This window comes from Mesorhizobium sp. B3-1-7, assembly GCF_006439385.1.
In the GTDB taxonomy this organism is placed as follows: Bacteria; Pseudomonadota; Alphaproteobacteria; order Rhizobiales; family Rhizobiaceae; genus Mesorhizobium.
This window is the reverse complement of sequence record NZ_VFTL01000025.1, coordinates 76,625-101,396: the sequence shown is the minus strand read 5'-3', so window position 1 is coordinate 101,396 and position 24,772 is coordinate 76,625. Positions and strand designations below refer to the sequence as shown.

The following is a 24,772-nucleotide window of genomic DNA, read 5'->3' as shown; positions in this document are numbered from 1 at the left end:
AGTTGTGCGCCAGTGATAGAAAGAACTTTGTTCCAGCCATTGATTTGAGGAAACACGTTCATGATGCCTCGCCTGTTCCTTACCGCCCTCGGTCTTGTCGCCCTCACTTTGCCGTCCCTTGCCGATGGCGAAGTGCAGAAGCTGATCACGGCTGCCGACAAGGCGCGATTGGACAAATATGGCGAGACGCGCAAGGCGGCCATCGAGCAGGCCAAGACCGGCGATCCGTCGGAGGTCAAGCAGTTGGATGAACTGCTCGCCAAACCACTTGTCGCCTTCTCCGACAAGGACCTCACCGGAAACTGGAAGTGCCGCACCATCAAGGCGGGCGGCATCAGCCCGCTCGCCATCTATGGCTGGTTCAAGTGCAAGGTGACCGACGACGGCTCCGGCTGGCGGCTTGCGAAGATCAGCGGCTCGCAGCGCACCGCCGGTCGTTTCTTCGACGATGGCGACAAGCGCGCCATCTATCTCGGCTCGTTCTCGGTCAATGACGACAAGGCCAATCCCTATGGCAGCGGCCCCGAAAGCGACCAGGTCGGCTATGCCTTCCGCAACAGCGCCACCGAATGGCGGATCGAATTCCCCGCGCCCTATTACGAATCGAAGCTCGACATCATGGAATTCAAGCGCTGAGCCGGCCCTTCGACGCCGGCTGAAACGCCTCCGGCACACCAGGGATTAACCCGGTCCGCATAGCATGCGCCCGATCTTCAGAGCAGGTGCTTGCCATGGCAGCGTCGGAATCGATTACGCGACCGATCGTGGTCGTCACCGAAGGTGGCCCGCATATCTGGGCCATCGTCAATGCGCTTGCCGATCGCGTCGGCCCCGTCAGCGTCATCCTCGAATCCCCTGAATCCAAAAAGCGCCTACTCATAGGCCGCGCCCGGCGCCAGGGCTGGATCTCGGCCATCGGCCAGCTCGGCACCATGGTATTGACCAGGCTCGGCAAGCGCTTCCTGGCCCGTCATGCCGCGCGACTGATCGCCGAGGAGAAGCTCGCAACCGAGCCGAGGCAAGGCCAGGCGATCATCCATGTCCCTTCAGCCAACGGGCCGGAATGCCTGAAGGGGATCGTGAGCATCGATCCTGGCGTTGTGCTGCTTGCCGGCTGCAGGCTGCTGTCGAAGGATACGCTGGCCAAGATGCCTTGCCCTGTGCTCAACTATCACGCCGGCATCGCGCCAAAATATCGCGGCATGAATGGCGGCTACTGGGCGCTGGCCTCCGGCGATCAAGGGAATTTCGGCACCACAGTGCATCTGGTCGATGCCGGCGTCGACACTGGCGGCGTGCTGAAGCAGGCGCGCGGCAAGCCCAGGACCGGCGACACGATCGCCAGCTACGCGCTGCGGCAGGCAGCATTTTCGCGCGATATCTGCGTCGAGGCGGTCGGCAATGCGCTGGCCGGCAGACTGGAAACGATCGACCTTGGCCTGCCCTCGAAGCAGTGGTACCACCCGACGATCTGGTTCTACCTCTGGACCGGCCTGACCAAGCGCGTCTGGTAATCAGCCGGCGACGGATTTCAGCATTCGCTTTGCCTCATCGCCAGCGTCGCTTTTGAAGGCGCGCGCGTCGTCCCATAACAAGCGGCCCAACGGCGCATGCGGCAATGCTCGACAACCTCGAGGAGTGAGAATTCATGGCCGATCTGATCGTCGTCTATTGGCGCGACATCCCCGCCCAGGTCATCGTCAAGAAGGGCCGGCAGAACGCCAAGCGCGAGCTGCCGCTGCGTTTCACCGAGGCGATCGACATGTGCGCCATGCGCACCGGCGCCGGCGGCACCGACGACTATCTGGCGGAATGGCGCAAGGCCGACCCGATCCCAGTCGGCGACGACATCGAGGCCGAGGTCGAGAAGGCCTATCAGGAACTCGACGCGAAATATGACCGCGAGCGGCTAGTCGCTCTGGTCAAGGCTGGCGGGAAAGAAAATGTCTGACAAGCAGCCGGCGGTTACCCAGGCCACCTTGGTCAAAAAGGCAGCGCCGAAATCCGACTACAAGCCTGCCGACGTGTCGCCGCAGCGGCGCGTCCAGCGCACTTTCGCCGTGCGCCTGTGGTCCATCCGGCATTCGCGATTGCTCGAATGGTTCTACAGCCGGTTCGCCGACATTTTCCTGCTCTTGCATCCTTTGTGGAAGGGCATCGGCTACGGCCGCGTCGAAGCCCCGGTGAAATTCGTCGAGAAGCGCGTCAAGGGCTTCATGTTCGACTGCCGCATGTGCGGTCAGTGCGTGCTCTCCTCCACCGGCATGTCGTGTCCGATGAACTGCCCGAAGCAGCTGCGCAACGGCCCTTGCGGCGGCGTGCGCGCCAACGGCAATTGCGAGGTCGAGCCGGACATGCCTTGCGTCTGGGTCAAGGCCTGGGAAGGCTCGCGCAACATGGTGCATGGCGACAATATCCTCACCGTGCAGAAGCCGGTCGATCAGTCGCTGCGCGAGACCTCGGCGTGGCTGCGGGTGACCGCGCAGGCCGCCGCCGCGCGTGAAACGACCCAGAACCCCGGAGCTTCGGCATGACCGCCCGCCAGGTCGACGAGAACCCGGCCGGCATCCACCTGCCGCTTGAGCCCCTGCCCGGCCACACATCGCGCGGCCGGCTGGAGCGCGTGCTGCGCCGCGGTGAGTTTGCTGTAACGACCGAGCTCAATCCGCCCGACAGCGCCGATCCGGAAGACGTCTACAACCGTGCCAAGATTTTTGACGGCTGGGTCGATGCCATCAATGCCGTCGATGCCTCGGGCGCCAACTGTCACATGTCGTCCGTCGGCATCTGCGCGCTGCTCACCCGCATGGGCTATGCGCCGATCATGCAGATCGCCTGCCGCGACAAGAACCGCATCGCCATCCAGGGCGACGTGCTGGGCGGCGCGGCCATGGGCGTCGCCAACATGTTGTGCCTCACCGGCGACGGCGTGCAGGCCGGCGACCAGCCCGGCGCCAAGCCGGTGTTCGACCTCGATTCCATGTCGCTGCTCGAAACCATCCGCATCATGCGCGACAATGGCAAGTTCCTGTCCGGCCGCAAGCTGACGACGCCGCCGCAGGTTTTCCTCGGTGCAGCCGTCAACCCCTTCGCGCCGCCCTACGACTTCCGCCCGATCCATCTCGGCAAGAAGATCGCCGCCGGCGCGCAGTTCGCGCAGACCCAGTACTGCTTCGACGTGCCGATGTTCAGAACCTTCATGCAGAAGGCGCGCGACCTCGGCCACACTGAAAAGCTCTTCCTGCTTTGCGGCGTCGGACCGCTCGCTTCCGCCAAGACGGCGAAGTGGATCCGCTCCAACGTGCCGGGCATCCACATCCCCGACGCGGTGATCAAGCGGCTGGAAGGCGCGCAGGACCAGAAGAAGGAAGGCAAGCAGCTCTGCATCGACATCATCAACGAGGTGAAGGAAATCCCCGGCGTCGCCGGCATCCATGTGATGGCCTACCGCCAGGAGGAATATGTCGCCGAGATCGTCGATGAATCCGGCGTGCTGAAAGGCCGCCAGCCCTGGAAGCGGGAGCGCCGGCGCGACGACCAACTGGTCGCCGACCGACTCGACCACCTGCTGCACGACGAGATTACCGAAACCCAGGTGGATATGGTGAAGACCGCGCATTGACAGCGTGGCAGTCACCATTCGCTTGAACGAGATCAGATAACGATATAAAGAACTCTTTATATCCCGACGGAGAGATTTCATGACCCGCACCATCGTCGCCTCGGCGACCCGAGAAATCGTCATCGGCTTCGATCAGCCCTTCTGCGTGATCGGCGAACGCATCAACCCGACCGGCCGCAAGAAGCTCGCCGCCGAAATGGTGGCCGGAAACTTCGAGACCGTCATCAAGGACGCGCTGGAGCAGGCCGCCTGCGGCGCCACCATGCTCGACGTCAATGCCGGCGTCACCGCCGTCGACCCCAATGCGACCGAGCCGGCGCTTCTGGTGCAGACGCTGGAGATCGTGCAGGGCCTGGTCGACCTGCCGCTGTCGATCGATAGCTCGGTGACCGCCGCGATCGAGGCCGCGCTGAAGGTCGCCAAGGGCCGCCCGCTGGTCAACTCCGTCACCGGCGAGGAAGAAAAGCTCGAGGCCATCCTGCCGCTGATCAAGAAATACAACGTCCCGGTCGTCGCCATCTCCAACGACGAGACCGGCATCTCGATGGACCCGGACGTCCGCTTCGCCGTCGCCAAGAAGATCGTCCAGCGCTGCGCCGATTTCGGCATTCCCGCCCATGACGTCGTCGTCGACCCGCTGGTGATGCCGATCGGCGCGCTGGGCGATGCCGGACGCCAGGTGTTCGCGCTGCTGCGCCGGCTGCGCGAAGAGCTCAAGGTCAATACCACTTGCGGCCTCTCCAACATCTCCTTCGGCCTGCCGCACCGCCACGGCATCAACGCCGCCTTCATCCCGATGGTGATCGGCGCCGGCATGACCTCGGCAATCATGAACCCGGTCCGTCCGCAGGAAATGGAAGCCGTGCGCGGTGCCAATGTGCTCAACGGCACCGACGAGAACTGCACCAACTGGATCCGCACCTACAAGGATTATAAGCCGGTCGAAGGCGGTCAAGCCGTTGCGGCTCCAACGGCCGTCAATGCGCCGGGCGAAGGCAGCGGCAATGGCGGCCGTCGCCGCGGCGGCCGTGAAGCCCGCATGGCCAGGGGATAAGCGCGCAATCGTGAGCCGCACCGCAAACAAGGCTGATCCGATCGCATCGTGGATGCGGCCGGACAGCTCTGCTTTGCGTTCAGGCCATGCTCAATATGGCGTCGAACAGCGCCATTCCCGCCCACGATCCGAAGATGCCAGTTACGCCGCCGACGATGAAATCATCGTCATAGGCGGGCCAGAACGCGTGCAGCAGCAGCGCGCCGACGATCGCGCCGAGGATCCCAGTGGCGAGGTATTGCGGATTGCGCAGCCACGAGCCCTTGATCACGCGCACCATGGTGAACGCGGTGAAGACGGCGGAAAGCAGAAGATCCGACATGGTTGGCCCCTGGACCAGCAGACTCTCCACCCAACAGTAAAACGATCCGTTAAACGGCATCGACAATTGCCATCGAGACGCGTGCCAGCATGAACCCTCCGCCCAACATCACCGATCCGCTCGTGCTGTTCATGCCGTCGGGCAAGCGCGGCCGGTTCCCCGTTGGAACGCCCGTGCTCGATGCGGCGCGCCAGCTCGGCGTCTATGTCGAAAGCGTGTGCGGCGGCCGCGCCACTTGCGGGCGCTGCCAGATCGAGGTGCAGGAAGGCAATTTCGCCAAGCACAAGATCGTCTCGTCCAACGACCACATCTCGTCCAAGGGCGCCAAGGAAGAGCGCTACGAGCGCGTGCGCGGCCTGCCTGAGCGGCGCCGCCTCTCCTGCTCGGCGCAGATCCTCGGCGACCTCGTTATCGACGTGCCGCAGGACACGGTCATCAACGCCCAGACCATCCGAAAGGACGCCGACACCAGGGTGATCGCCCGCGATACGGCGATCCGCATGTGCTATGTCGAGATCGAGGAGCCCGACATGCACAAGCCGCTCGGCGACCTCGACCGGCTCAAGATCGCCCTGATGAAAGACTGGGGCCTCAAGAACCTCGAATTCGATTTCTATCTGCTGCCGCAGGTGCAAGGGATCCTGCGCAAGGGCAACTGGACCGCGACGGCCGCCATCCACAAGGATGCCGACAGCGACATCGCGCGTGTCATCGCGTTGTGGCCCGGCCTCAAGAACGAAGCCTATGGCCTTGCCTGCGACATCGGCTCGACCACCATAGCCATGCATCTGGTGTCGCTGCTGTCGGGCCGAGTCGCCGCATCTTCCGGCACGTCCAATCCGCAGATCCGCTTCGGCGAGGATCTGATGAGCCGCGTCTCTTACGTGATGATGAATCCGGACGGTCGCGAAGGCATGACGGTCGCCGTGCGCGAAGCGGTTTCCGGCCTCGTCGACAAGGTCTGCGCCGAAGGCAATGTCCAGCGCGCCGACATCCTGGATTCCGTCTTCGTCGGCAATCCGATCATGCATCACTTGTTCCTCGGCATCGATCCGACCGAGTTGGGCGGTGCGCCTTTCGCGCTTGCCGTCTCCGGCGCGGTGCGCATCAAGGCCTCCGACATCGGCTTGAAGCTCAACCAGGGTGCCCGCCTCTATATGCTGCCTTGCATTGCCGGCCATGTCGGCGCCGATGCCGCCGCCGTCACCCTGTCGGAAGGCCCGCATCGCCAGGACGAGATGATGCTGATCGTCGACGTCGGCACCAATGCCGAGATCGTGCTCGGCAACTCGACGCGGGTGGTCGCGGCCTCCTCCCCGACCGGCCCGGCCTTCGAGGGCGCCGAAATCTCCGGCGGCCAGCGCGCCGCGCCTGGCGCCATCGAGCGCGTGCGCATCGACCCGGACACGCTTGAACCGAAATATCGCGTCATCGGTTCGGAGTTGTGGTCGGACGAGCCGGGCTTCCTCGATAGCGTGCAGGCGACCGGCGTCACCGGCATCTGCGGCTCCGGCATCATCGAGATCGTGGCGGAAATGTACCTTGCCGGCATCATCTCCGAAGATGGCGTCGTCGACGGATCGCTGGCCGCGCGCTCGGCGCGCATCGTTCCCAACGGCCGCACCTTCTCCTATGTGCTGAAGGAAGGCGAACCCAGGATCACCATCACCCAGAACGACGTGCGCGCCATCCAGCTTGCCAAGGCAGCACTCTATGCCGGCACCAAGCTGTTGATGGAAAAGCAGCACACCGAGCACGTCGACCGCATCCATTTCGCCGGCGCGTTCGGTTCGTTCATCGATCCGAAATACGCCATGGTGCTCGGCCTCATCCCCGACTGCGACCTCGACAAGGTCTCGGCCGTCGGCAACGCCGCCGGCGCCGGCGCGCGCATGGCACTGCTCAATCGCGGCTACCGTCGCGAGATCGAGGAGACGGTGAGCCGGATCGAGAAGATCGAGACGGCGCTGGAGCCGAAATTCCAGGAGCACTTCGTCTACGCCATGGCGCTGCCGAACAAGGTCGACCCCTTCCCGAAGCTGGCGGCTGCGGTGAAGCTGCCGCCGCGCAAGGCGATGAGCGAGGACGGCACCGCCGGCGATGCTACGCCACGCCGGCGTTCACGCGAGGAGCGCGCGGCACGGCGCGGCCGCGACTAACGTTTCAGCTCATTCCGCGGCCCCTGCGGCCGCGGCAGTGCTTGCCTTCACGGCGCCCTTGGGACGTTGCGGGTGCAGCAGCCCGATCAATGGCTTTTCGACGATCAGATAAAGCACTGCCGAGAGCGCCAGCGTGATGGCCAGGATCGTTGCCGGCTGCAAGACCGCCGGGAGGCCGGCCCTCAAGACGATACCCGTCGCCAGGACGCCGGTCACGACATGCCATAGGTAGATCGAATAGGACGCATCGCCGAGAAAGCTGGGCAAGGCCGCGGGCTTGAACGGCCGCGCCCGCTCGGCAAACACCGCGCCCGCCACGATCAGCGTGGCCGGAAGCCCCCAGCGCAAGGCGCGAGCCATGTCGGCATCGAGCAGCGGGCTGGCCGCAAGGAGCAGAAATCCTAAGACAGCCATCGCCAGCGCCACTCCGAGCGGCAGCCTGGCGCCCTGGAGCCACAAGCGCCCCACGACGATGCCGGCCGCGAACTCGAGCACGACAGGATCGGTGAAGGCATGCGCGTATCCCACGGGTAAGACGAAATGCAGCGCGACGATGACCACAAGGGCGCCCACGAGAACTCCGAACCGCCAGCGCTCCCCGAGGAACAGGACCAGGGTGAAAACGAGATAGAACATCATCTCATAGCAAAGCGTCCAACCCTGTATGACGATGGGATGCAGCGCCCCCTCCTGCAGGACAGGCAGGAAGAACAGCGAGCCGACGAAATTCGCCATACTGAAGAAATGGCCGTAGAAGAATTGCGGCTTGATCAGGATGCCTGCCGCGGTCAGCAGCGTGACGATCCAGTAGAGAGGCATGATGCGGGTGATCCGGCGACCCATGAAACGCCAAGGATCGGCCGGTCTGCCGGCCGTCGTCACCCACATGATGAAACCGCTGATGACGAAGAAAACGTCGACGCCGGCTGCTCCGACGTGGAACGGACCGCCGAACTGTTCGCTGACATGAAAGCAAACCACCGCGCAGGCGGCGAGGCCCCGCAGATATTGAATACTGTGGATGCTCGTCACGATGCTCTGGTCCAGATCGCGCTATGCTGCAGTGCATACAGTCGATATCGCATCGCACAATAACAAAGCAGCCGAGCGCTGCTGTCAACCCGCGGATGGCTTCTATCCGGATGGAAGCCGGAATGCCCGCCGGTCCAATTCGTTTGTATGCAAATGTTTCCGGATTCGCGCTATCCGGAAACCGAAACGCTGTTTTCGCGAAATCGATCCGATACATGCATGAGCGATTTAACCGACATCGAACGGCGGCTGCGGACAATCCTCGGCCGCCGCTGCACTTCAAGGGAGATGAAAATGTCGATGTACGACAACCTCAGCCGTTTCGGCGTGACCATCAGGCTGGCTCACGCCAGGAACAAGGCGATCCGTGCGCTGAACAGCCTGCCTGCGCATGTCCAGAAGGATATCGGCTGGCCGGCTTCGCCGCCGAGCGACCCGCAGGCAGCCCTTCATGCGCTGCTTCTGGGCACACCGCGCTGATGACCTTCGCCGACAAATGCAGGCTGCTCGGCAAGCGCCGTGGCCGCGACGCGGCCTCGGCGAACGTCGACAACAAATTGCGCGCGGCGTTGCTGTCGAAGCGGCGCTAGAGCAATTCCAGGAAACGTGCGCAGCGGTTAGGCTCGGCAATTCGCCGTAGCCTTCCGCCCGAAATCGCGCAAACAAAGAACTGGCACCATCGGATCACGCCGATGTGCCAGCGTGAATCCTTGACATTTTTAACTGAGGTACAATCTTCGCAGAGCGGGGGGAATTCTCTTAGTCGGCTCTGCCGAAGTGCGTGTATCTGCATGCCCAGTTTGAAAAGCCATCTCGTTTCGTTCGTTCTCAGGCACAGCCGCAAGAAGGCGTTTTCCAGTCCCGAGAACCTGCAGCGCTGGATCGCCTACGCCCGCAAGACAGAGGATTATCATCCGCCGGCCTTGCTCAGGGCACGGCTGGACATCGCCGAGACCGAGATCGACGGCTTTCCCGTCTATGAGATCGCGCCGAAGGCGGGCGAAAGCCGGCGCATCCTCTACATGCATGGCGGCGCCTATGTCTTTCAGATCACCTCCTACCATTGGGGGCTGATCGCCGAAATGGCCGAGCGTCTCGGCTTCGGCATCACGGTGCCGGTCTACCCCATCGCGCCGGAGCACGATTTCCACGACATGTTCGGCATGGTCGGCGACGTCTACCGGCGCATGCTCGAAGAGACCGAGGCGCAAGACATCGTCTTCATGGGCGATTCCGCCGGCGGCAACATGGCCGTCGTGCTGACCATGATAGCCGCCGAGGAGGGCCTGCCGGCACCGTCGCGCCATGTGCTGATCTCGCCCGGCCTCGACGTTTCGCTTGCAAATCCGGAAGTCTTCGAGGCCGAGCGGCAGGATCCATGGCTGGGTATTGCGGGCGGGCTGGAAGCGGTGCGGCTCTACAGCGCCGGTTTCGATCGCACCGACTGGCACATCAGCCCGCTTTACGGCGACCTGTCCGTGCTGCCTAAGACGCTGCTGCTGACCGGTTCACGCGACATGCTGACACCAGACAATCTCATCTTCGCCGAACGCGCACGCGCTGCCGGTGTCGAGGTCGACCTGGTCTACGAGGAAGGCATGTTCCACGTCTGGCCGTTGATCGAGATGCCCGAGGCGCGCCGCGCGCGCGACAGCATCGTTGCATTCCTCGATAATGTTCCAGCAGCGCGCCAGGCTCGTGCGCGACGCAGGACGAAAGCCGCTTTCGCGGGGCGCCCGGCGCCGGCGGCCGAATAGCTCAGAACTTGCCGGTTTCCCGGAACAGTTCGAACGTCGCGCGGATATGGTCGGCGACGGCCTTCACCGGCGCGCTCGCATCGGGCGCCACCACCATGGCGAGATTGTAGGTGCCAATCTCGGGCATGCCGTCCTTGGCGCCCAGCGAGACCATCTCGTCGCCGAGGAAGGACTTCGGCAGCGGCGCCACCGCAAGGTCGGCCATGATGGCGGCGCGCTGGCCGGCCGTGTGGGCGCTCATATAGGCGATGCGGTAGTTGCGGCCCTCGCGGCCAAGCGCTTCCAACGCCCCTGCCCGCCATGCGCAGCCTTCTTCCCACAGCGACACCGGCAGCGGCTCGCGCAGATGCGCGCAGCCGCCCTTGGCGCCCGCCCACACGATCGGTTCGGTCAAAAGCACCTCGGCACCGATCGCGCTGGTCTTGTAGGAATTGGTGAGCAGCGTGATGTCGAGCGCGCGGTCGTCCATGCGGCGGCGCAGATTGATGCTCTGGTCGATGGTGACGTCGACGGCGATCGACGGATGCGACTGGGCAAAACGCTTCAGCACATGCGGCAGCACGCGCTCGCCATAATCGTCCGGGGAACCGAGCCGCACCACGCCCACGATGTCGGGGATGATGAATTTCGACACCACCTCGCGGTTGATCGACAAAAGCCGGCGCGCATAGCCGAGCAGCATCTCGCCATCCGTGGTCAGCGTCACCGAACGCGCGTCGCGCGCGAAGACGGAACGGCCGAGGATGTCCTCCAGCTTCTTGATCTGCATGGAGACGGCGGATGGCGTGCGGAACACCGCATTGGCGGCGGTGGTGAAGCTGCCGGTCTCGGCGATCGCCACGAAAGTGCGCAGCACATCGAGGTCAAGCAGCGGCAAGGGATGATTGAGCGGGGCGTTCATGGCAGCTTGCCTTCAATTTTTCTGATGCAATCCATCATTCCATTTCGTTTGATTGAACATCACTCCAGGCGCATAGTCAACTCGATCGATGCAGGATGCTGCCAAAAGCAGCCATCAAACGACCCTGACACAATCCTGCAGTCGACGTGAAATGAAGCTGAAACAGACCTGGCTTAACGCAGTGACGGGCGCCTCCCTGCCCGCATAGAGGAGAAAGAAATGTCTATCCTGTCATCCATCGGTCGGCTTGCGACCGAATTCAGCGCGGCCCGCGCCCGCTACCAGACCGAACGCGCCATCCATGCGCTGCCGATCGAACTGCAGAAGGATATCGGCTGGCCGGAAGCCGCCGATGCCAAGACCGGCTTGCGCTTCGGCGTCGGAAGTTGGGCCGGAGCGAAGTAATCAAGTGTGTATGGAGTTCTGAAGGCCTGCCGCGTCAGCTCGGCAGGCCTTTTGCTTGTTTTTAGCGCCTTTGTTTGCACTCAAACGACTTTTCCAGCCATGCGATCACAGCATGACGCATATGAACCACCCGCATAGCGGGTTAACAAGCCGATTAAACCCTTGTAAATAATAGGAAATCTTGGGCAGCCTGCCCAAAAATGTCGCAAATGATGTCGCTTTTCATATCAAGCGGTTCGTTTTTGCGATTTAGTTTCTGCTGAAGTGAGCCTATATGCACTCCAGCAAACGAGCTGCCCCACTCCATCAAGCGAAGGCGACCCGTCTGAGCAACCCAATGGAGATGACAATGAAGCTTTTTGCCCGCCTGTTTGCCCGCCGCGAAATGAACCTGACCACCGCTTTGGAGCGTCAGCGCCTCGCCAAGACCATGCCCGGCCAGACCGGCGCCGTGGCTGCTGCCCGTCTCGGCTTCATTGCCTGAGACAATCCGGCATACCGAATTCAACGCCGCCCGGCTCCGCCGAGGCGGCGTTTTCGTTTGGTCGTTTGCCGCTGTCGTCGGTGTCCTCACGCCTTTCGGTTGCATGAATTGCCCATTTGCGACCCGTGTCGCAAATTTAATCTTCACTTAGCCGCCTACCCGATTGACAGGAATGGTTTTTCCTGTTGTCGCTATGCTGTTCGCGACATCCTGTTCGCGTCATGGCTGCGTGAGGTTTCCCCGTGAATGCCGTAAAGCATCCGATCAAGAGATCGTTTGTATTCTTCCTCATTCCCGATTTCACCATGATCGCCTTCGCGACGGCGCTCGATCCGCTGCGCTCGGCCAACCGGATGCTCGGCTACGAAGCCTATCGTTGGCGGCTGGCCAGCATAGACGGCAAGCCGGTGCGCGCCTCGAACGGCGTCGAATGCGCGGTCAACACCTCGCTCGAGGAAGAGCGCAAGAAGATGGCCGGGCCGGATCGGCCGAACATGGCGATCGTCTGCAGCGGCATCAATGTCGAGCGCTACCAGAACAAGTCGGCCTTCGCCTGGCTGCGCGAGGAGTATAATCGCGGCGTCGCCGTCGGCGGCCTCTGCACCGGCGCGCATATCCTGGCCGCCGCCGGCCTGTTGTCCAACAAGCGCTGCGCCATCCATTGGGAGAATCTGCCGGGCTTTTCCGAGGCGTTCCCGAAGGCCAATGTCTTTGCCGACCTCTTCGAGGTCGACCAGAACGTCTACACCTGCGCCGGCGGCACCGCCGCGCTCGACATGATGTTGAAGCTGATCGGCGACGATTTCGACGAGAGCCTCGTTAACCGCGTCTGCGAGCAGGTGCTGACCGACCGCGTGCGTAGCCCGACCGACCGCCAGCGCCTGCCGCTGCGCGCCCGCCTCGGCGTCCAGAATTCCAAGGTGCTGACCATCATCGAGCTGATGGAGGCCAACCTTTCCGAGCCGCTGTCGCTGATCGAGATCGCTGACCATGTCGATCTTTCCCGGCGGCAGATCGAGCGCCTGTTCCGCACCGAGATGGGCCGCTCCCCTGCCCGCTACTATCTGGAAATCCGGCTCGACCGCGCCCGGCACCTGCTGATCCAGTCGTCGATGCCGGTGGTCGAAGTGGCGGTCGCCTGCGGCTTTGTCTCCGCCTCGCATTTCTCCAAATGCTACCGCGAGCTCTACGCCCGTTCGCCCCAGCAGGAGCGCGTCGACCGCAAGCAACTCTTGGCTGCTTGATCCGAAGGTTCCGGATCAAGCCCCGACCGACTGCCCCTGCGCCGTCCGCATCGCTTCGACACGGATGTCTTCGGTGAGTTGCGCCTTGAGCGCCGAGAATTCCGGGCTGGTCTTCAGCGTGTAATGGCGCGGATGCGGCAGGACGACCGGCACGTCCGATTTGATGCGGCCGGGCCGGGCACTCATCACGATCACCCGGGACGCCATGAAGATCGCCTCCTCGATGTCATGGGTGACGAACAGCACCGTCTTCTTGCGCCGCTCCCAGATGCCGAGCAGCAATTCCTGCATCAGCCCGCGCGTCTGGTTGTCCAGCGCGCCGAACGGCTCGTCAAGCAGCAGGATTTCGGGATCGTTGGCCAGCGCCCGCGCGATCGCCGTGCGCTGCTGCATGCCGCCCGACAGCTGTTTCGGCCAATGGTTCTCGAAACCCTTCAGCCCGACGAGATCGACATAGGAAGCGACGATCTCGTTGCGTTCGCGCTCGGGCCTGCCTTGCTCGCGCAGGCCGAAGCCGATGTTCTCGGCGACCGTCAGCCAGGGAAACAGCGTATAAGACTGGAACACCATGCCGCGGTCTGGTCCCGGCCTTGTGACCGCCTTGCCGTCGAGCAGCACGCGGCCGGTGCTCGGCGCCTCCAGCCCGGCGACGATTCTGAGCAGGGTAGATTTCCCACAACCGGACGGCCCCAGGATGGTGATGAAGTCATTGGCCGCGACCGCGAGGTCGACCGGCTGCAGCGCCCGCACCGGCTCTCCGCCCCCGACCCCGGCAAAGGTCCGCGAAACGCCTTCGATGAGAAGCTTGCTCACGCCAGGCTCCATGGATAGAGCCAGCGGTTGAGCGCCTTGAAGGCGAAGTCGGACAAAAGCCCGATCAGCCCGATGACAATGATGCCGAAGATGATCTGCCCCGTCGCCAGCCGCGACTGGCTGTTGATGATCATGTAGCCGATGCCCGAAGACGAGCCGATCAGCTCGGCGACGATCACATAGGTCCAGGCCCAGCCGAGCACCAGCCGCAGCGTCTCGGCGATTTCCGGTGCATTGGCCGGCATGATGACGCGCCTGACGATGCCATTGTCCGTCGCGCCAAGCGTATAGGCGGCCTCGACAAGGTCCCGCCTCGTGCTGCCGACCTTGACCGCCACGATCAGAATGATCTGGAACACCGAGCCGACGAAGATAACCAGAAGCTTCTCCAGCTCGCCGATGCCGGCCCACAGGATGAGCAGCGGGATGAAGGCGGACGCCGGCAGGTAGCGGGCGAAGGAGACGAACGGTTCGAGAAAGGCTTCGACCGGTTTCCAGGCGCCCATGGCGATGCCGATCGGCACCGCGACGATAGAGGCCAGCACGAAGCCGCCGAAGACGCGCCAGATGGTGATCAGGATGTCGAGCCAGAAACGATCCTCGGTGAGCAGCCGCCAGCCATCCTTCAGCATCGACAGCGGATCGGCGAGGAAGATCCGGTTCACATGGCCGCCGAGCGTGATCCATGCCCAGAAGGCCACGAACAGCACGAAAAAGGCGATGCCGAGCACGGTTCGCGTGCCCGGCGCAACGGGGTGCAAGGGACGCAGCATCAGGCCCTGTCCTTGAAGAGGAAGAACGGCGGCTTGTCGCCGCCGTCGATCGAAAAATGCGCGATCAGTTGGCGACCGCGCTGGTGTCGGCAAGCGTCGTCACATCTGGCGCTTCCTTGATCAACCCCATCTGCAGCAACAGCTCGGCGGCCGTCTTGGAAAAATCCTGGAAATCCTTGGTGAAGAACTGCTTGTTCTCTGCCTTGTCGGCCCATTTCAGGTACTTGGCCGAATCCTCGAACTCCTTGGCCGACTGCTTCACGTCGGCGCCCATGATCTCATAGGATTTCTGCGGGTCCTTCTTGATCATGTCGAGCGCGTCGAAATAGCTGTCGGCGAGCGCCTTGGCTGCGTCGGGATTGGTCTTGAGGAAGTCCGGTGTGCAGCCGACCGTATCCATCACCATCGGGTAGTCGAGCGTGGTCGCCAGGATATGGCCCTGGTCGGCCTTGTCGCGCACGGCGGAGATGAAGGGCTCGTAAGTGACCGCGGCATCGTTCTGGCCGGCGAGGAAGGCTTGCGCCGCCGCGTCCGGCTCCAGGTTGACCACCGTCACGTCCTTGGTCGACATGCCGTTCTTGTTGAGCACCCAGGCGAGCAGGAAATAGGGCGAGGTTCCGGGCGCGGACGAGGCGACATTCTTGCCTTTGAGATCGGCGACGGTCTTGATGTCGTTGCGCACGACGATGCCGTCGGCGCCATAGGATTTGTCGAGCTGGAAGATCTGCTTGGTGGTGACGCCGCTGGCGTTCCACACCATCCAGGTCTCGACCGTGGTCGCCGCGCATTGCAGGTCGCCGCTGGCGATGGCCAGCGGGCGGCTCGCCTGCGGCACTTTCTTGAGCGTGACATCCAGCCCGTGCTTTTCGAAAAGCCCGGCCTGCTTTGCCAAGGTCAGCGGCGCGAAGCCGGTCCAGCCGCTGATGCCGATGGTGAGCGACGTAGCGGCCATGGCCGGCGCGCTGAGCACGGCGACCGCCGTCAGCGCCGCCGCGAAGATGGAGGTTCTGTTCATTGTGGTTCCCCTTTTTTGTGGTGAGCGCAAATTGTCTCACAGACGCCAAAAGGCTTGTCAATGAAGCAGACGCCGCACTCGACCTTGGTCCAAGCTGGAGCTTGATCCCGAAAAGTGGACCTGGTTTTCGGAAGAGATCATGCTCCAACGATCGGGATGACGATTCGTCATTCTGATCTAATGCCGGGCGGCGCGCCTGGAGGGGCTTCTCGATCCGTCACGGCATGCCCCAGCCGCGATTGCGCCACATCTTCTCGCCCGCCATGCAGTCCGCTGCCGGCGCGTCGTCGGCGAGCACGACCGGCGGATGCGCGGCCTCTTCCGCCGCCCGTCGCGGCGAGGAGGGACCAGCAAGCTCGAGCACCAGCTTGCGGCGGATCGCTTCGGGGAACTGCGTCCAGTCATTGACCGGGATCATGAAGGCGCCCGGTCCGCCGATGACGCAGTCGCTGTAATAGCGGTCGAGATTTTCCACATCGAAGGCGCCGCTGAACCCGCCGCGCGTCATCAGCGGCAAGCCGTTGATGGTGATGCCTTGCTTGACCACCGCGTCACGCGTGAGGTCGACCGGCGCGCCCTGGTTGTTGGGTCCGTCGCCCGAGACGTCGATGACGCGCTTCGTGCCCTGGAAACCGCTCTCGGCGAACAGGTCGCTGCCGAAGCTCAGCGCGCCGGAGATCGAGGTCCGCCGGGCGCTGTCCGGCGGTCGCGCATTGAGTTGCGCCACCACCTTCTCGGCATCGGCGCGGTTGGCGATCACCGTCCACGGCACGATCACGCGCTGCCAGGTCGTCCCCGCCCATTCGACGTAGGTAACGGCGATCTTGCCATAGGCGCCGTCGGCGATGGCCTTCAGCACATTGTCATGCGTCAGTGCCGCGGCGTAGCCGTGACGCTGGATCTCCAGCTCGGCCGGCGACATGGAGAGTGAAACATCGACCGCCAGCACCAGCTCGACATCGACGGGCTCGGCGGGAGAAGCTGGCGGCGTCAGCCAGAGCGCCAGCGCCAGCGCGGCACTGCCTGAAAAGATATGCCTTGCGCGGGCATAAGCAGACATGAAGCAAGGTTAGGCGAAAATCGCCGCGCGCAAAAGCCGGGAATCCGGCGCATCGGATTCTGCCGGCGGCGAAACCTTCCTAAAAATACCGCGCGAGGTTCGAACGGATACGCTCCAGCACCGTATCGCCGGAAAGGTCGGGCGCGAATTTCGCGCCGGTGATCGCCTCGTAGGCCTGGATATAGATCGCCGAAGTCTTGTTGACGATCTCGTCCGGAATGCCGGGGATCGGATCCTTGTAAGGGTCGCAACGCGCCGACACCCATGACCGGATGAAATCCTTGTCGAAACTCTGCGGCCGCTCGCCGCCTGCGAACGCCTCGTCGTAGCTCGCCGCGATCCAGTAGCGGCTGCTGTCGGGCGTGTGGATTTCGTCCGCAAGCACGATCGCGCCGTCCGGCGCCGTGCCGAACTCATATTTGGTGTCGGCCAGGATCAGGCCGCGTTCGGCCGCGCGCTGCTGGCCGCGAGCGAACAGCCGCAGCGCATAGCGCGATACGGTGTCCCACTGCGCCTGCGTGAGCAGCCGCTCTGCGATGATCTCGGCTTCCGATAACGGCTCGTCATGGCCGCCATGGGCGGCCTTGCTGGTCGGCGTGATGATCGCTTCCGGCAATTTTTCGTTGTCGCGCAGCCCGTCCGGAAAACTGTGGCCGTAGAAACTCCGCTCGCCCTTTCTGTACTTGGTCAGGATCGAGGTGCTGGTGGTTCCCGCCAGATAGCCGCGCACCACGATCTCGACCGGCAGCATGTCGAGCCGCGTGCCGACGACGACGTTGGGGTCGGGATATTCCAGCACATGGTTGGGACAGATGTCGGCGGTTTCCTCGAACCAGTAGCGCGCCGTCTGGGTGAGCACTTCTCCCTTGAACGGGATCGAGGCCAGGATCGTGTCGAATGCGCTCAGACGATCGGTGGCGATGATGATGCGGCGCCCGTCCGGCAGATCGTAGTTTTCGCGCACCTTGCCATTGTAGCGGTTGGGCAGCTCGGGAATGAAGGCGTCGGACAGGATGCGCATGGGCGTGTTGCTTTCGCGGGCTTCTGATGCGGCCACATAAGCCGCTGGCCCCTTGCACATCAAGCCGGATGCTGCGGAGCGGGCTTCTTATTGCCGGCAGCGCGAAACGCTCTCCAGTTCGGCCTGAAAGACGGCGGAATCCAGATCAGGATACCGGCTGTGGCCGCAGGCACAATGACCGCAAAACGCAGGATCGAAAGCACGACGCCGCAGAAGCCGACGATCCGCGTGGCGGTCTCCGCGCCGAAGCGCGGCGCCAGCAGATGCCTGGCGATCGCTCCGCCATCGAGCGGATAGGCCGGAAGGAGGTTGAGAATGGCCAGAACCGCGTTCACCAGGGCGCCAAGCCAAAGCGTCCACTCAAGAAGCGTGTCCGGTCTCGGCGGCAGCCAACTGAAAAGACCGTCTGGCTCGGCCGGCAACAAGGGCCGGGCAAAAAGGTAATAGGCAGCGGCAAAGCCCGCCGCCAGGACGATGTTCACCAGCGGCCCGGCGAAGGAGATCCACGCCCAGCCGTAAGGCGAAGCCGCGCCGGGCTTGAACCAGGCAATTCCACCGAAGAGGTATAGATCTATCCGTTGGGTGCCGATGCCTTGTCGCCGCGCTGCCCAGACATGGGCGAGTTCATGCAGAAACACCGACAGGAACAGCAGCGCGGCAAAGATGACCGTATGAGTCAGCGCGCTGCTGGGATGCCTCGACCATTCATGCAGGAACGGCAAGGCGGCGGGAATGGCAAAGGTCCAGCTGACACGAACGGGAATGTTCCCCTTCATCGTGAAGACGAATGCGTCGTTCTTCCTGTCCCAGCCGAACCGTTGCAAGCTTGCCTACTCCGCCCGGCGCAACGCTATGCGAGAATCCCGGCATACAAAAGAGAAAAGCCCGGTCGAAGCCGGGCTTTCGCATCCGTGCTTCAACGTCCACGATCTCAACTGCGCGGCTTGAGGTTCTCCGGGTCGTAGAGCGACTTGTAGCCGACGCCAGCGACCTCGACCGGATAGGTCTCACCAAAATACTCGACCTGCAGCTTGCGGCCCTCCTGGGCGAAAGCCCAGGGCAGGTAAGCGAGTGCGATGTTCTTGCCGATCGTCGGGCCGTAGGCGACCGACGTGGTGAAGGAGCGGCGGCCGAGCTCGTCGACCAGCGTCTCGCCGGTCGCTGGATCCTGCACCGGCATGATGCCGACCGGATAGCGCGCAACGCCCTTGGCGTCCTTGTTCTCGGTCATCACCAGCGTGCACAGCATCGCCGGCTGGTGCTCGCGGGCGCGATACTCCAGATGCTTGGCCTTGCCGCAGAAGTCGTTCTCCTTGACCTTCGGGCGGGCAAGGTCGGCCTCGAGCAAATTGTACTCGGTGAGCAGATCGGCGTTCTGCAGCCGCAGGCTCTTTTCCATACGGCGCGTGTTGGCGTAGGTCTCGACGCCGAAAGGCATGACGCCGGTCGAGCGCAGCGCGTCCCAGACGGCGAGACCATCTTCGTAGCGCATATGCAGTTCCCAGCCCTGCTCGCCGACATAGGAGATGCGGAAGGCGGTGACGTCCTTGCCGCCGATCCTGATCGGCTTGATCGCCGCGAACGGGAAATTCTCGAGCGAGAGGCCGTCCGGATTCTCGACCACCTTCTGCAGGGTCGCCCGTGCGTTCGGCCCCCAGATGCCGATGGTGACGTATTTTTCCGTCACGTCGGTGACGGTGGCGTCGAAGCCTTTGTCCTGCGCGGTGCGCTGCATGTAGCGGAAGTCGCGCGGACCGGCGTCGGCGCCGTCGATCACCCGGCAGCGATCCGCCATGCGGATGACCGTGAAGTCCGCGCGCACCATGCCTTCCTCGTCGAGGAAGTGCGTGTAGATGCCCTTGCCGATATTGTTGTCGCCGCCGATCTTGGCCGCGCACAGCCATTCCAGCAGCGCGACATGGTCGGGACCTTCGACGTCGTACATCGAAAAATGCGACAGGTTGACGATGCCGCAATCCTCGCTCATCGCCAGATGCTCGGCATTGGAGACGCGCCAGAAATGGCGGTTGTCCCACTCGTTCTCGCGCACGGGAACCCGGTTGCCGTACTTTTCCAGGAGATGCTCGTTGGCAGCGTAGCCATGCGCGCGCTCCCAGCCGCCCAGTTCCATGAAATAGCCGCCGAGCTCCTTCTCGCGCTCCCAGAACGGCGAGCGGCGGATGTTGCGGCCCTTGGAGAAGGGTTCGCGCGGATGCACCGCCGGATTGTAGACCTTCATCGCCGTCTCGGTGCAGCGATCCCAGATGAACTGTTCCTGCGTCTGGTGCGGATAGAAGCGCGAATAGTCGATCGCATGATGGTCGACCTCGGTCCTGCCGTCGGTCATCCAGTCGGCGATCAGCTTGCCCATGCCCGGGCCGTCCTTGACCCAGATGGCGACGGCGTACCACAGGCCCCTCACCTTCTGGCTTTCGCCCATCGACGGGCCGCCATCGGTGGTCACCTGCAGCAACCCGTTGAAGGAATGGCCTTCATTGTAACCCAGTTCGCCGAGGATCGGCGTCAGTTCCATGGCGCGCTCCAGCGGCGCCATGATCTGCTCCATGTCGAGGTCGCGCTGCGACGGCGACAACCGCGCCTGGTCCTTTTCGAGCAGATCGCGCGGGTGGCACAGACGCGGATTGGTCTCCTCGTAATAGCCCCACTCGATCTGGCCGCCCTCGGCGGTCTTCGGATCGCCGGTGTCGCGCATATAGGCCGAGTTGCCCTGGTCGCGCAGCAGCGGCCAGCCGATCTCTTTGCCGGTTCCGGCGAACTCGTTGTAGGGGCCGAAGAAGGTGAGCGGATGGTCGATCGGCATCACCGGCAGGTCCTCGCCGACGAGCGCGGCGGTGAGCCGGCCCCAGATGCCGGTGCAGACCACCACGTAATCGGTCTCGATCGTGCCGCGCTCGGTCACGACACCCTTGATGCGACCGTTCTCGACGATCAGCGACTTGGCAGAAGTGTTGGCGAAAGCCTGGAGCTTGCCGGCGGCGACGCCCTGATCGACAAGCTTGCCGGCGACCGTCTGAGAGCGCGGGATGACGAGACCGGCATCCGGGTCCCACAGGCCGCCCTGCACCAGATGCTCCTCGATCAGCGGGAATTTTTCCTTGATCTCGGCCGGCTCGATCAGCCGCGCGCGGGTGCCGAAGGATTTGGCCGAGGCGATCTTGCGCTTGATCTCGTCCATGCGGGCATCGTCGCCGACGCGCGCTACTTCGAGGCCGCCGACGCGCGCGTAGTGGCCCATCTTCTCGTAGAAATCGATGGAGTAGAGCGTTGTCCAGCACGAGAGGAAATCGTGGCTGGTCGTGTAGCAGAAGTCCGAGGCGTGCGCTGTCGAGCCGATATCGGTCGGGATGCCCGACTTGTCGATGCCGACGATGTCGTCCCAGCCGCGCTCGATCAGGTGATGTGCGACCGATGCGCCGACAATACCGCCCAAACCGACGATGACGACCTTCGCCTTTTTCGGAAACTCTGCCATTGCCCGCGACTCCAAAGGTATAGACGGGCGCGTTTGCGCGCCCTTCGAATGGCGCACAATATGCAGAGGACGCGGATTGAGCTACCGCCTGTTTGCGACACGTCGCAGGTGCGGCGCGACCCTGCGCGCCGGCGGGCCGTCATCGGCAATTTTCGTTCAGGCGAAGGCCCAGATGTCCTCGGCCTGGAAGCCGACCTGGTAGCCGGCGGTCTTCAGCTTGACCACGACCTGGCCGATCTCGGCCGCCGGCAGCGCGCCGACCTCGACCTTGACCATGCCGGGGCGGTAGCGTTTGAGGTCGAGCTGCTCGAACACCATCCAGTCGGCGCCTTCGCAGTCGACCAGGAAGGCGTCGATGTGGGTGATGCCGTTGCGGTCGAGCAGCGTCTGCAAGGTCTCCGACGGCACCTCGATATCCTTCAGATGCGGCGCGAACTTGTTGAAGTTGGCATCCGCCTCGCCCCAGGCGTTCTTGCCCGACATCAGATTGGTGTCGGTGACCGACGAGCAGCCGATGAACTCGATCGGCAGCGTGCCGGCCTCGAGCGCGGCGGCATCGAAAGTGTGCACGGTGATCGTGCCCTTGGTCCTCGTCACCGCAACCGGCTCGATGACGAAGCGTTCGGCATCCGGGTAATTGGCGCGCAGCCGCTTCTGGTTATACGGGATCGGTTCCACCAGCATGGCGCGGGCGCCGCGAATGCGGTGCAGCCACGGCGTCACGTCGTCGAACAGCGCGCCGTCGCAGGCGCCGACATTGACCATCTGGAACGGCCGGCCGCCGAAGCGGGCCTGCAACGCCGCCTTGGCGAGAAATTTCGTGCCGTGGAGCGAGGGGCTGCGGTCGAGAAGTCCGGCGGGCAGGCCGAGCGACAGGAAGATGCGCGCCAGGTTGGAAAGCGAGCTCATGACTTGTCTCCGGAAATGACCTGCGGCGCGGCGCGGCGGCCGCTTTGGCTTGCCGATGCCCACAGCGCCATGACCGGCGCGACAAGCAGGAGGAAGGGCGGCAGAAGGTTGGGGAAATAGATGCGGGTGTCGTGGATCGGGAAGACGGCGAACTTCGCCAGCACGCCAAGCACCAGCGCCGCCAGCAGGATGCCGGCGCGGCGGTCGAGCCGGAAGCCGGCACGCTCGAGCCCGAACCAGCCAGCCAGCGCCAGCACCGAAACGCCGACCCAGTTGTTGACGCTGACGGCGCGCACCACCGACGCCGCGAAGGCCTTCAGATAAGCGGCCACCGAAAGCGGCGGCTCGAACCCGTCCATATTGTAGTGCTGCTCGATACTGGAAAACCAAAGATGCGGCCACCAGCCCGGATGCTGCGCCCAGTGCGAGATGGCGAAATAGGCGGCGAAGGAGGCGGCAAAGCCGGCCAACGCGCCCCACGCCCTCTCGCGGAAGGCGACGAGCAGCACCGCGAAAATGGCGAGGAAGACGATGTTGTCGGGCCTGGCCATGAACGCCAGGAAAAGCAGGACCGCCGTCGCCGCCTCGCGCTTGCGCACATAGGCGAAGAGCCCGCCGAGGAACAGTGCCGAGCAAAACAGGTCCGGCGTCGAAGCGCGTGCCGCGTCGCCGAAATCGGCCATGATCAGGATCGCGCCGACCACGGGCGCCAGCGCCAGCGCGCATTGCGCGCGCAGCCAGACGAGCGTGACGGCGCCGAACAGCAGCACAGAGAAGACCTGAACCAGCCGCATCGCCTCGACCGGCGACACGACATGGCTGAGACCGGACAGTATCTCGGCATAGAGGAACTTGATGCGGTACATGCCGAGCAGCGAATGGAAGTCGGCGGCGTTCTCCGTCATGTGGCTGCGGAAGCCGCCGCCATCGTCGGTCAGCGTCTTGTAATCGCCTGCCGACACGCCGGCCTTGACCGTGCTGTAGGCATAGTCGTGCAGCGCCTGCGGATCGGGATAGGCGCCCTCCTCGGCGATCGCCAGATAAGGCAGCATGTCCCAGTTGGCGTCGGGCATGAACCAGGCGGTCGCTGCGGTGAGCAGTATATAGAGCGAGAAGGCGATCGCCCCGATCGATGCCGCCCATTTCGCGTAAGCCCCCTCGCCCCACGCCAGGCCGGCGCCGGTTAGCCATTCCAGCGGATTGGTCGGAGCGGACGGCCTGGTTAGCATGCTCAGCGGCCTCTATTTGCCGACCTGGCTTTTCACGAAATCCTTCACGATCGCCACGATGCCGCGCGACAACAGGCTGTCGAAGGCATCGACGAAGCGGTCGACATGCTCGGGCTGGCAGATCAGTGGCGGCTCGAGCCGGATGACGTTGCGGTTGTATTCGGTGAAGGCGACGAGCACGTCGTAGTCGCGCAACAAAAGCGAGCCGACGAAGCCCGACAGCGAGCCCTTCAGTTTGTCGTCGAGCACACTGACGACCGGGCGCAGCACCATCGGCAGGGTCTGCGAGAAATCGTGGAACTCGAGCCCGATCATGAAACCCTTGCCGCGCACATCCTTGATGATCTTGGGGTATTTCTCCTTGAGCGCCCGCAACCGCTGCAGAAGGTACTCGCCCGTCGAGGCGGCGTTTTCGATCAGGCCCTCGTCATAGAGCACGTTGATGCCTTCGATCGCGGTGGCGCAGGCCTCGCCCATGCCACCGAACGTCGCCATGGCATGGATCATCGCCGTCTTCGGCGTGCCATAGGCCTTCATGTAGACGTCGCGCTTGGCGATCATGGCGCCGACCGCGGCCTTGCCGGCGCCCAGCGATTTCGCCAGCGCCGTCACGTCCGGCACCACGCCGTAGTGCTCGAAGGCATAGAAGCGGCCCGAGCGGCCATAACCGCACTGCACTTCGTCGGCGACCCACAGCACGCCATGCTGGTCGCAAAGCGCACGCAGCTTCTGCCAATATTGCGCCGGCGCCTGGATGATGCCGCCGCCGCCCTGGATGGTTTCGAGCACGATGACGCCGATCTCGGGATCGCTCTTGAACAGGCGCTCGACAGCGGCGATGTCGGCAAAGGGAACGCGCACGACATTGTCCGCCACCTTGAAGTCGGCGCGGTAGAGCTGGCCGTCGGTGATCGCCAGCACGCCCTTGGTCTTGCCGTGGAAGGAATTCTCGGCATAGACGATTTTCGGCCGCTTAGGGCCGGCGGCGCGCTCGGCGAGCTTCACCGCCGCCTCCATCGCTTCCGAGCCGGAGGAGCCAAGGAACACCATGTCGAGCTCGCCCGGCGAGCACTTGGCGATGTTGTGCGCAAGGGCTGCCGCATATTGCGACATGAAGGCAATGGCGATCTCCTGCCGCTTCTCCTCCTGGAACTTCTTGCGCGCTTCCAGAATGCGCGGATGATTGTGGCCGAAGGCGAGCGAGCCGAAGCCGCCGAAGAAGTCGAGGATCTTGCGGCCGTTCTGGTCGATGTAGAACATGCCCTCGGCGCGCTCGATCTTGATCTTGTGGAAGCCGAGCAGCTTCATGAAATGCAGCTGTCCGGGATTGAGATGCGCCTTGAACAGGTCGGTGATGCGGGCGACATCCAGCGCCTTGGCCTGCTCGACGCTGATCAGGTCGGGCTTGGCGATGGTCGCTGGTGATAGCGCCGGCGCATCGACCAGCGTGCGCGTTCCGGTATGTTCCGGCTTGGCCAT

At 63.6% G+C, this 24,772-nt stretch carries 25 protein-coding genes; 12 read left to right on the top strand and 13 right to left on the bottom strand.

The window, feature by feature from the left end; translation table 11 throughout:
- The first annotated feature begins 60 nt into the window (after nucleotides 1-60).
- The 6 genes from FJ417_RS20925 (at nucleotide 61) to FJ417_RS20900 (ending at nucleotide 4,676) form a co-directional block, all read left to right on the top strand.
- Nucleotides 61-636: a DUF4893 domain-containing protein gene (locus FJ417_RS20925; RefSeq protein WP_140784771.1), complete on the top strand. Its 576-nt coding sequence runs from the start codon at nucleotides 61-63 to the stop codon at nucleotides 634-636.
- 95 nt (nucleotides 637-731) lie between these two features.
- Entirely contained in the window at nucleotides 732-1,514 is a 783-nt protein-coding gene (locus tag FJ417_RS20920; RefSeq protein WP_140784770.1) for a formyl transferase, read from the top strand.
- Nucleotides 1,515-1,648: 134 nt separating this feature from the next.
- Nucleotides 1,649-1,951: a virulence factor gene (locus FJ417_RS20915; RefSeq protein WP_127863411.1), complete on the top strand. Its 303-nt coding sequence runs from the start codon at nucleotides 1,649-1,651 to the stop codon at nucleotides 1,949-1,951.
- Entirely contained in the window at nucleotides 1,944-2,534 is a 591-nt protein-coding gene (locus FJ417_RS20910; RefSeq protein ID WP_140784769.1) for a methylenetetrahydrofolate reductase C-terminal domain-containing protein, read from the top strand. The genes FJ417_RS20915 and FJ417_RS20910 overlap by 8 nt, the downstream gene beginning before the upstream one ends.
- Nucleotides 2,531-3,622 (top strand): methylenetetrahydrofolate reductase, encoded by a 1,092-nt coding sequence (locus FJ417_RS20905; protein WP_140646594.1) that lies wholly within the window; start codon nucleotides 2,531-2,533, stop codon nucleotides 3,620-3,622. The genes FJ417_RS20910 and FJ417_RS20905 overlap by 4 nt, the downstream gene beginning before the upstream one ends.
- 79 nt (nucleotides 3,623-3,701) lie before the next feature.
- Nucleotides 3,702-4,676, top strand: coding sequence for a methyltetrahydrofolate cobalamin methyltransferase (locus tag FJ417_RS20900; protein WP_140646596.1), 975 nt, complete (start codon nucleotides 3,702-3,704; stop codon nucleotides 4,674-4,676).
- A gap of 79 nt (nucleotides 4,677-4,755) precedes the next feature.
- Here the strand turns inward: FJ417_RS20900 and FJ417_RS20895 are convergent, their stop codons facing one another.
- Nucleotides 4,756-4,998 (bottom strand): hypothetical protein, encoded by a 243-nt coding sequence (locus FJ417_RS20895; protein WP_246687503.1) that lies wholly within the window; start codon nucleotides 4,996-4,998, stop codon nucleotides 4,756-4,758.
- Nucleotides 4,999-5,087: 89 nt separating this feature from the next.
- Between FJ417_RS20895 and FJ417_RS20890 the strand changes: the two genes are divergently transcribed.
- Entirely contained in the window at nucleotides 5,088-7,157 is a 2,070-nt protein-coding gene (locus tag FJ417_RS20890) for an ASKHA domain-containing protein (protein ID WP_140784768.1), read from the top strand.
- A gap of 9 nt (nucleotides 7,158-7,166) precedes the next feature.
- Here the strand turns inward: FJ417_RS20890 and FJ417_RS20885 are convergent, their stop codons facing one another.
- The gene (locus tag FJ417_RS20885; protein ID WP_246687502.1) at nucleotides 7,167-8,189 is read right to left on the bottom strand and encodes an acyltransferase; all 1,023 of its coding nucleotides are present in this window, start codon (nucleotides 8,187-8,189) and stop codon (nucleotides 7,167-7,169) included.
- 294 nt (nucleotides 8,190-8,483) lie between these two features.
- On the opposite strand from FJ417_RS20885, the gene FJ417_RS33160 reads away from it, so the two are divergent.
- Nucleotides 8,484-8,669 carry a hypothetical protein gene (locus FJ417_RS33160; protein WP_181166902.1) on the top strand — a complete coding sequence of 62 codons (186 nt, stop codon included), beginning with the start codon at nucleotides 8,484-8,486 and terminating at the stop codon, nucleotides 8,667-8,669.
- A 311-nt stretch (nucleotides 8,670-8,980) separates the two neighbouring features.
- On the top strand, nucleotides 8,981-9,946 hold the full coding sequence (locus tag FJ417_RS20875) for an alpha/beta hydrolase (protein ID WP_140784766.1): 966 nt from the start codon (nucleotides 8,981-8,983) through the stop codon (nucleotides 9,944-9,946).
- 1 nt (nucleotide 9,947) lies between these two features.
- Here the strand turns inward: FJ417_RS20875 and FJ417_RS20870 are convergent, their stop codons facing one another.
- Nucleotides 9,948-10,847 (bottom strand): LysR substrate-binding domain-containing protein, encoded by a 900-nt coding sequence (locus FJ417_RS20870; protein WP_040981895.1) that lies wholly within the window; start codon nucleotides 10,845-10,847, stop codon nucleotides 9,948-9,950.
- Between the two features lie 219 nt (nucleotides 10,848-11,066).
- Here FJ417_RS20870 and FJ417_RS20865 point away from each other — a divergent pair, with 219 nt between their 5' ends.
- The 3 genes from FJ417_RS20865 (at nucleotide 11,067) to FJ417_RS20855 (ending at nucleotide 12,980) form a co-directional block, all read left to right on the top strand.
- The gene (locus FJ417_RS20865; protein ID WP_140646602.1) at nucleotides 11,067-11,252 is read left to right on the top strand and encodes a hypothetical protein; all 186 of its coding nucleotides are present in this window, start codon (nucleotides 11,067-11,069) and stop codon (nucleotides 11,250-11,252) included.
- Nucleotides 11,253-11,601: 349 nt separating this feature from the next.
- Nucleotides 11,602-11,736: a hypothetical protein gene (locus tag FJ417_RS33815; protein WP_112099240.1), complete on the top strand. Its 135-nt coding sequence runs from the start codon at nucleotides 11,602-11,604 to the stop codon at nucleotides 11,734-11,736.
- Between the two features lie 305 nt (nucleotides 11,737-12,041).
- The gene (locus tag FJ417_RS20855) at nucleotides 12,042-12,980 is read left to right on the top strand and encodes a GlxA family transcriptional regulator (RefSeq protein WP_348639758.1); all 939 of its coding nucleotides are present in this window, start codon (nucleotides 12,042-12,044) and stop codon (nucleotides 12,978-12,980) included.
- Between the two features lie 15 nt (nucleotides 12,981-12,995).
- On the opposite strand, the gene FJ417_RS20850 is transcribed toward FJ417_RS20855, so the two are convergent.
- From FJ417_RS20850 to FJ417_RS20805, 10 genes are all read right to left on the bottom strand, one after another.
- Nucleotides 12,996-13,793, bottom strand: a complete 798-nt coding sequence (locus tag FJ417_RS20850; RefSeq protein WP_140784765.1) for an ABC transporter ATP-binding protein — start codon at nucleotides 13,791-13,793, stop codon at nucleotides 12,996-12,998.
- Nucleotides 13,790-14,563: an ABC transporter permease gene (locus FJ417_RS20845; RefSeq protein WP_140784779.1), complete on the bottom strand. Its 774-nt coding sequence runs from the start codon at nucleotides 14,561-14,563 to the stop codon at nucleotides 13,790-13,792. The genes FJ417_RS20850 and FJ417_RS20845 overlap by 4 nt, the downstream gene beginning before the upstream one ends.
- A 67-nt stretch (nucleotides 14,564-14,630) precedes the next feature.
- Nucleotides 14,631-15,581: an ABC transporter substrate-binding protein gene (locus FJ417_RS20840; protein ID WP_140784764.1), complete on the bottom strand. Its 951-nt coding sequence runs from the start codon at nucleotides 15,579-15,581 to the stop codon at nucleotides 14,631-14,633.
- Between the two features lie 217 nt (nucleotides 15,582-15,798).
- Nucleotides 15,799-16,641, bottom strand: coding sequence for a DUF1194 domain-containing protein (locus FJ417_RS20835; protein WP_140784763.1), 843 nt, complete (start codon nucleotides 16,639-16,641; stop codon nucleotides 15,799-15,801).
- Between the two features lie 79 nt (nucleotides 16,642-16,720).
- Nucleotides 16,721-17,662, bottom strand: coding sequence for a phosphoribosylaminoimidazolesuccinocarboxamide synthase (locus FJ417_RS20830; protein WP_140784762.1), 942 nt, complete (start codon nucleotides 17,660-17,662; stop codon nucleotides 16,721-16,723).
- Between the two features lie 59 nt (nucleotides 17,663-17,721).
- Nucleotides 17,722-18,486 (bottom strand): site-2 protease family protein, encoded by a 765-nt coding sequence (locus tag FJ417_RS20825; protein WP_140784761.1) that lies wholly within the window; start codon nucleotides 18,484-18,486, stop codon nucleotides 17,722-17,724.
- Between the two features lie 107 nt (nucleotides 18,487-18,593).
- Complete coding sequence (locus tag FJ417_RS20820) at nucleotides 18,594-21,155, bottom strand: FAD-dependent oxidoreductase (protein WP_140784760.1); 2,562 nt, start codon at nucleotides 21,153-21,155, stop codon at nucleotides 18,594-18,596.
- A 156-nt stretch (nucleotides 21,156-21,311) separates the two neighbouring features.
- Nucleotides 21,312-22,064 carry an FkbM family methyltransferase gene (locus tag FJ417_RS20815; RefSeq protein ID WP_140784759.1) on the bottom strand — a complete coding sequence of 251 codons (753 nt, stop codon included), beginning with the start codon at nucleotides 22,062-22,064 and terminating at the stop codon, nucleotides 21,312-21,314.
- Nucleotides 22,061-23,293, bottom strand: coding sequence for a hypothetical protein (locus FJ417_RS20810; RefSeq protein WP_140784758.1), 1,233 nt, complete (start codon nucleotides 23,291-23,293; stop codon nucleotides 22,061-22,063). Before FJ417_RS20810 ends, FJ417_RS20815 begins: the two co-directional genes overlap by 4 nt.
- A gap of 12 nt (nucleotides 23,294-23,305) precedes the next feature.
- Entirely contained in the window at nucleotides 23,306-24,772 is a 1,467-nt protein-coding gene (locus tag FJ417_RS20805; RefSeq protein ID WP_181183266.1) for an aspartate aminotransferase family protein, read from the bottom strand.

What these genes read in the sequence shown, in the direction of transcription:
- FJ417_RS20925 (WP_140784771.1), top strand. Translation starts at nt 61, where the DNA reads ATGATGCCTCGCCTGTTCCTTACCGCCCTCGGTCTTGTCGCCCTCACT.
- FJ417_RS20920 (WP_140784770.1), top strand. Translation starts at nt 732, where the DNA reads ATGGCAGCGTCGGAATCGATTACGCGACCGATCGTGGTCGTCACCGAA.
- FJ417_RS20915 (WP_127863411.1), top strand. Translation starts at nt 1,649, where the DNA reads ATGGCCGATCTGATCGTCGTCTATTGGCGCGACATCCCCGCCCAGGTC.
- FJ417_RS20910 (WP_140784769.1), top strand. Translation starts at nt 1,944, where the DNA reads ATGTCTGACAAGCAGCCGGCGGTTACCCAGGCCACCTTGGTCAAAAAG.
- FJ417_RS20905 (WP_140646594.1), top strand. Translation starts at nt 2,531, where the DNA reads ATGACCGCCCGCCAGGTCGACGAGAACCCGGCCGGCATCCACCTGCCG.
- FJ417_RS20900 (WP_140646596.1), top strand. Translation starts at nt 3,702, where the DNA reads ATGACCCGCACCATCGTCGCCTCGGCGACCCGAGAAATCGTCATCGGC.
- FJ417_RS20895 (WP_246687503.1), bottom strand. Translation starts at nt 4,998, where the DNA reads ATGTCGGATCTTCTGCTTTCCGCCGTCTTCACCGCGTTCACCATGGTG.
- FJ417_RS20890 (WP_140784768.1), top strand. Translation starts at nt 5,088, where the DNA reads ATGAACCCTCCGCCCAACATCACCGATCCGCTCGTGCTGTTCATGCCG.
- FJ417_RS33160 (WP_181166902.1), top strand. Translation starts at nt 8,484, where the DNA reads ATGTCGATGTACGACAACCTCAGCCGTTTCGGCGTGACCATCAGGCTG.
- FJ417_RS20875 (WP_140784766.1), top strand. Translation starts at nt 8,981, where the DNA reads ATGCCCAGTTTGAAAAGCCATCTCGTTTCGTTCGTTCTCAGGCACAGC.
- FJ417_RS20870 (WP_040981895.1), bottom strand. Translation starts at nt 10,847, where the DNA reads ATGAACGCCCCGCTCAATCATCCCTTGCCGCTGCTTGACCTCGATGTG.
- FJ417_RS20865 (WP_140646602.1), top strand. Translation starts at nt 11,067, where the DNA reads ATGTCTATCCTGTCATCCATCGGTCGGCTTGCGACCGAATTCAGCGCG.
- FJ417_RS33815 (WP_112099240.1), top strand. Translation starts at nt 11,602, where the DNA reads ATGAAGCTTTTTGCCCGCCTGTTTGCCCGCCGCGAAATGAACCTGACC.
- FJ417_RS20855 (WP_348639758.1), top strand. Translation starts at nt 12,042, where the DNA reads ATGATCGCCTTCGCGACGGCGCTCGATCCGCTGCGCTCGGCCAACCGG.
- FJ417_RS20840 (WP_140784764.1), bottom strand. Translation starts at nt 15,581, where the DNA reads ATGAACAGAACCTCCATCTTCGCGGCGGCGCTGACGGCGGTCGCCGTG.
- FJ417_RS20835 (WP_140784763.1), bottom strand. Translation starts at nt 16,641, where the DNA reads ATGTCTGCTTATGCCCGCGCAAGGCATATCTTTTCAGGCAGTGCCGCG.
- FJ417_RS20830 (WP_140784762.1), bottom strand. Translation starts at nt 17,662, where the DNA reads ATGCGCATCCTGTCCGACGCCTTCATTCCCGAGCTGCCCAACCGCTAC.
- FJ417_RS20820 (WP_140784760.1), bottom strand. Translation starts at nt 21,155, where the DNA reads ATGGCAGAGTTTCCGAAAAAGGCGAAGGTCGTCATCGTCGGTTTGGGC.
- FJ417_RS20815 (WP_140784759.1), bottom strand. Translation starts at nt 22,064, where the DNA reads ATGAGCTCGCTTTCCAACCTGGCGCGCATCTTCCTGTCGCTCGGCCTG.
- FJ417_RS20810 (WP_140784758.1), bottom strand. Translation starts at nt 23,293, where the DNA reads ATGCTAACCAGGCCGTCCGCTCCGACCAATCCGCTGGAATGGCTAACC.
- FJ417_RS20805 (WP_181183266.1), bottom strand. Translation starts at nt 24,772, where the DNA reads ATGGCCAAGCCGGAACATACCGGAACGCGCACGCTGGTCGATGCGCCG.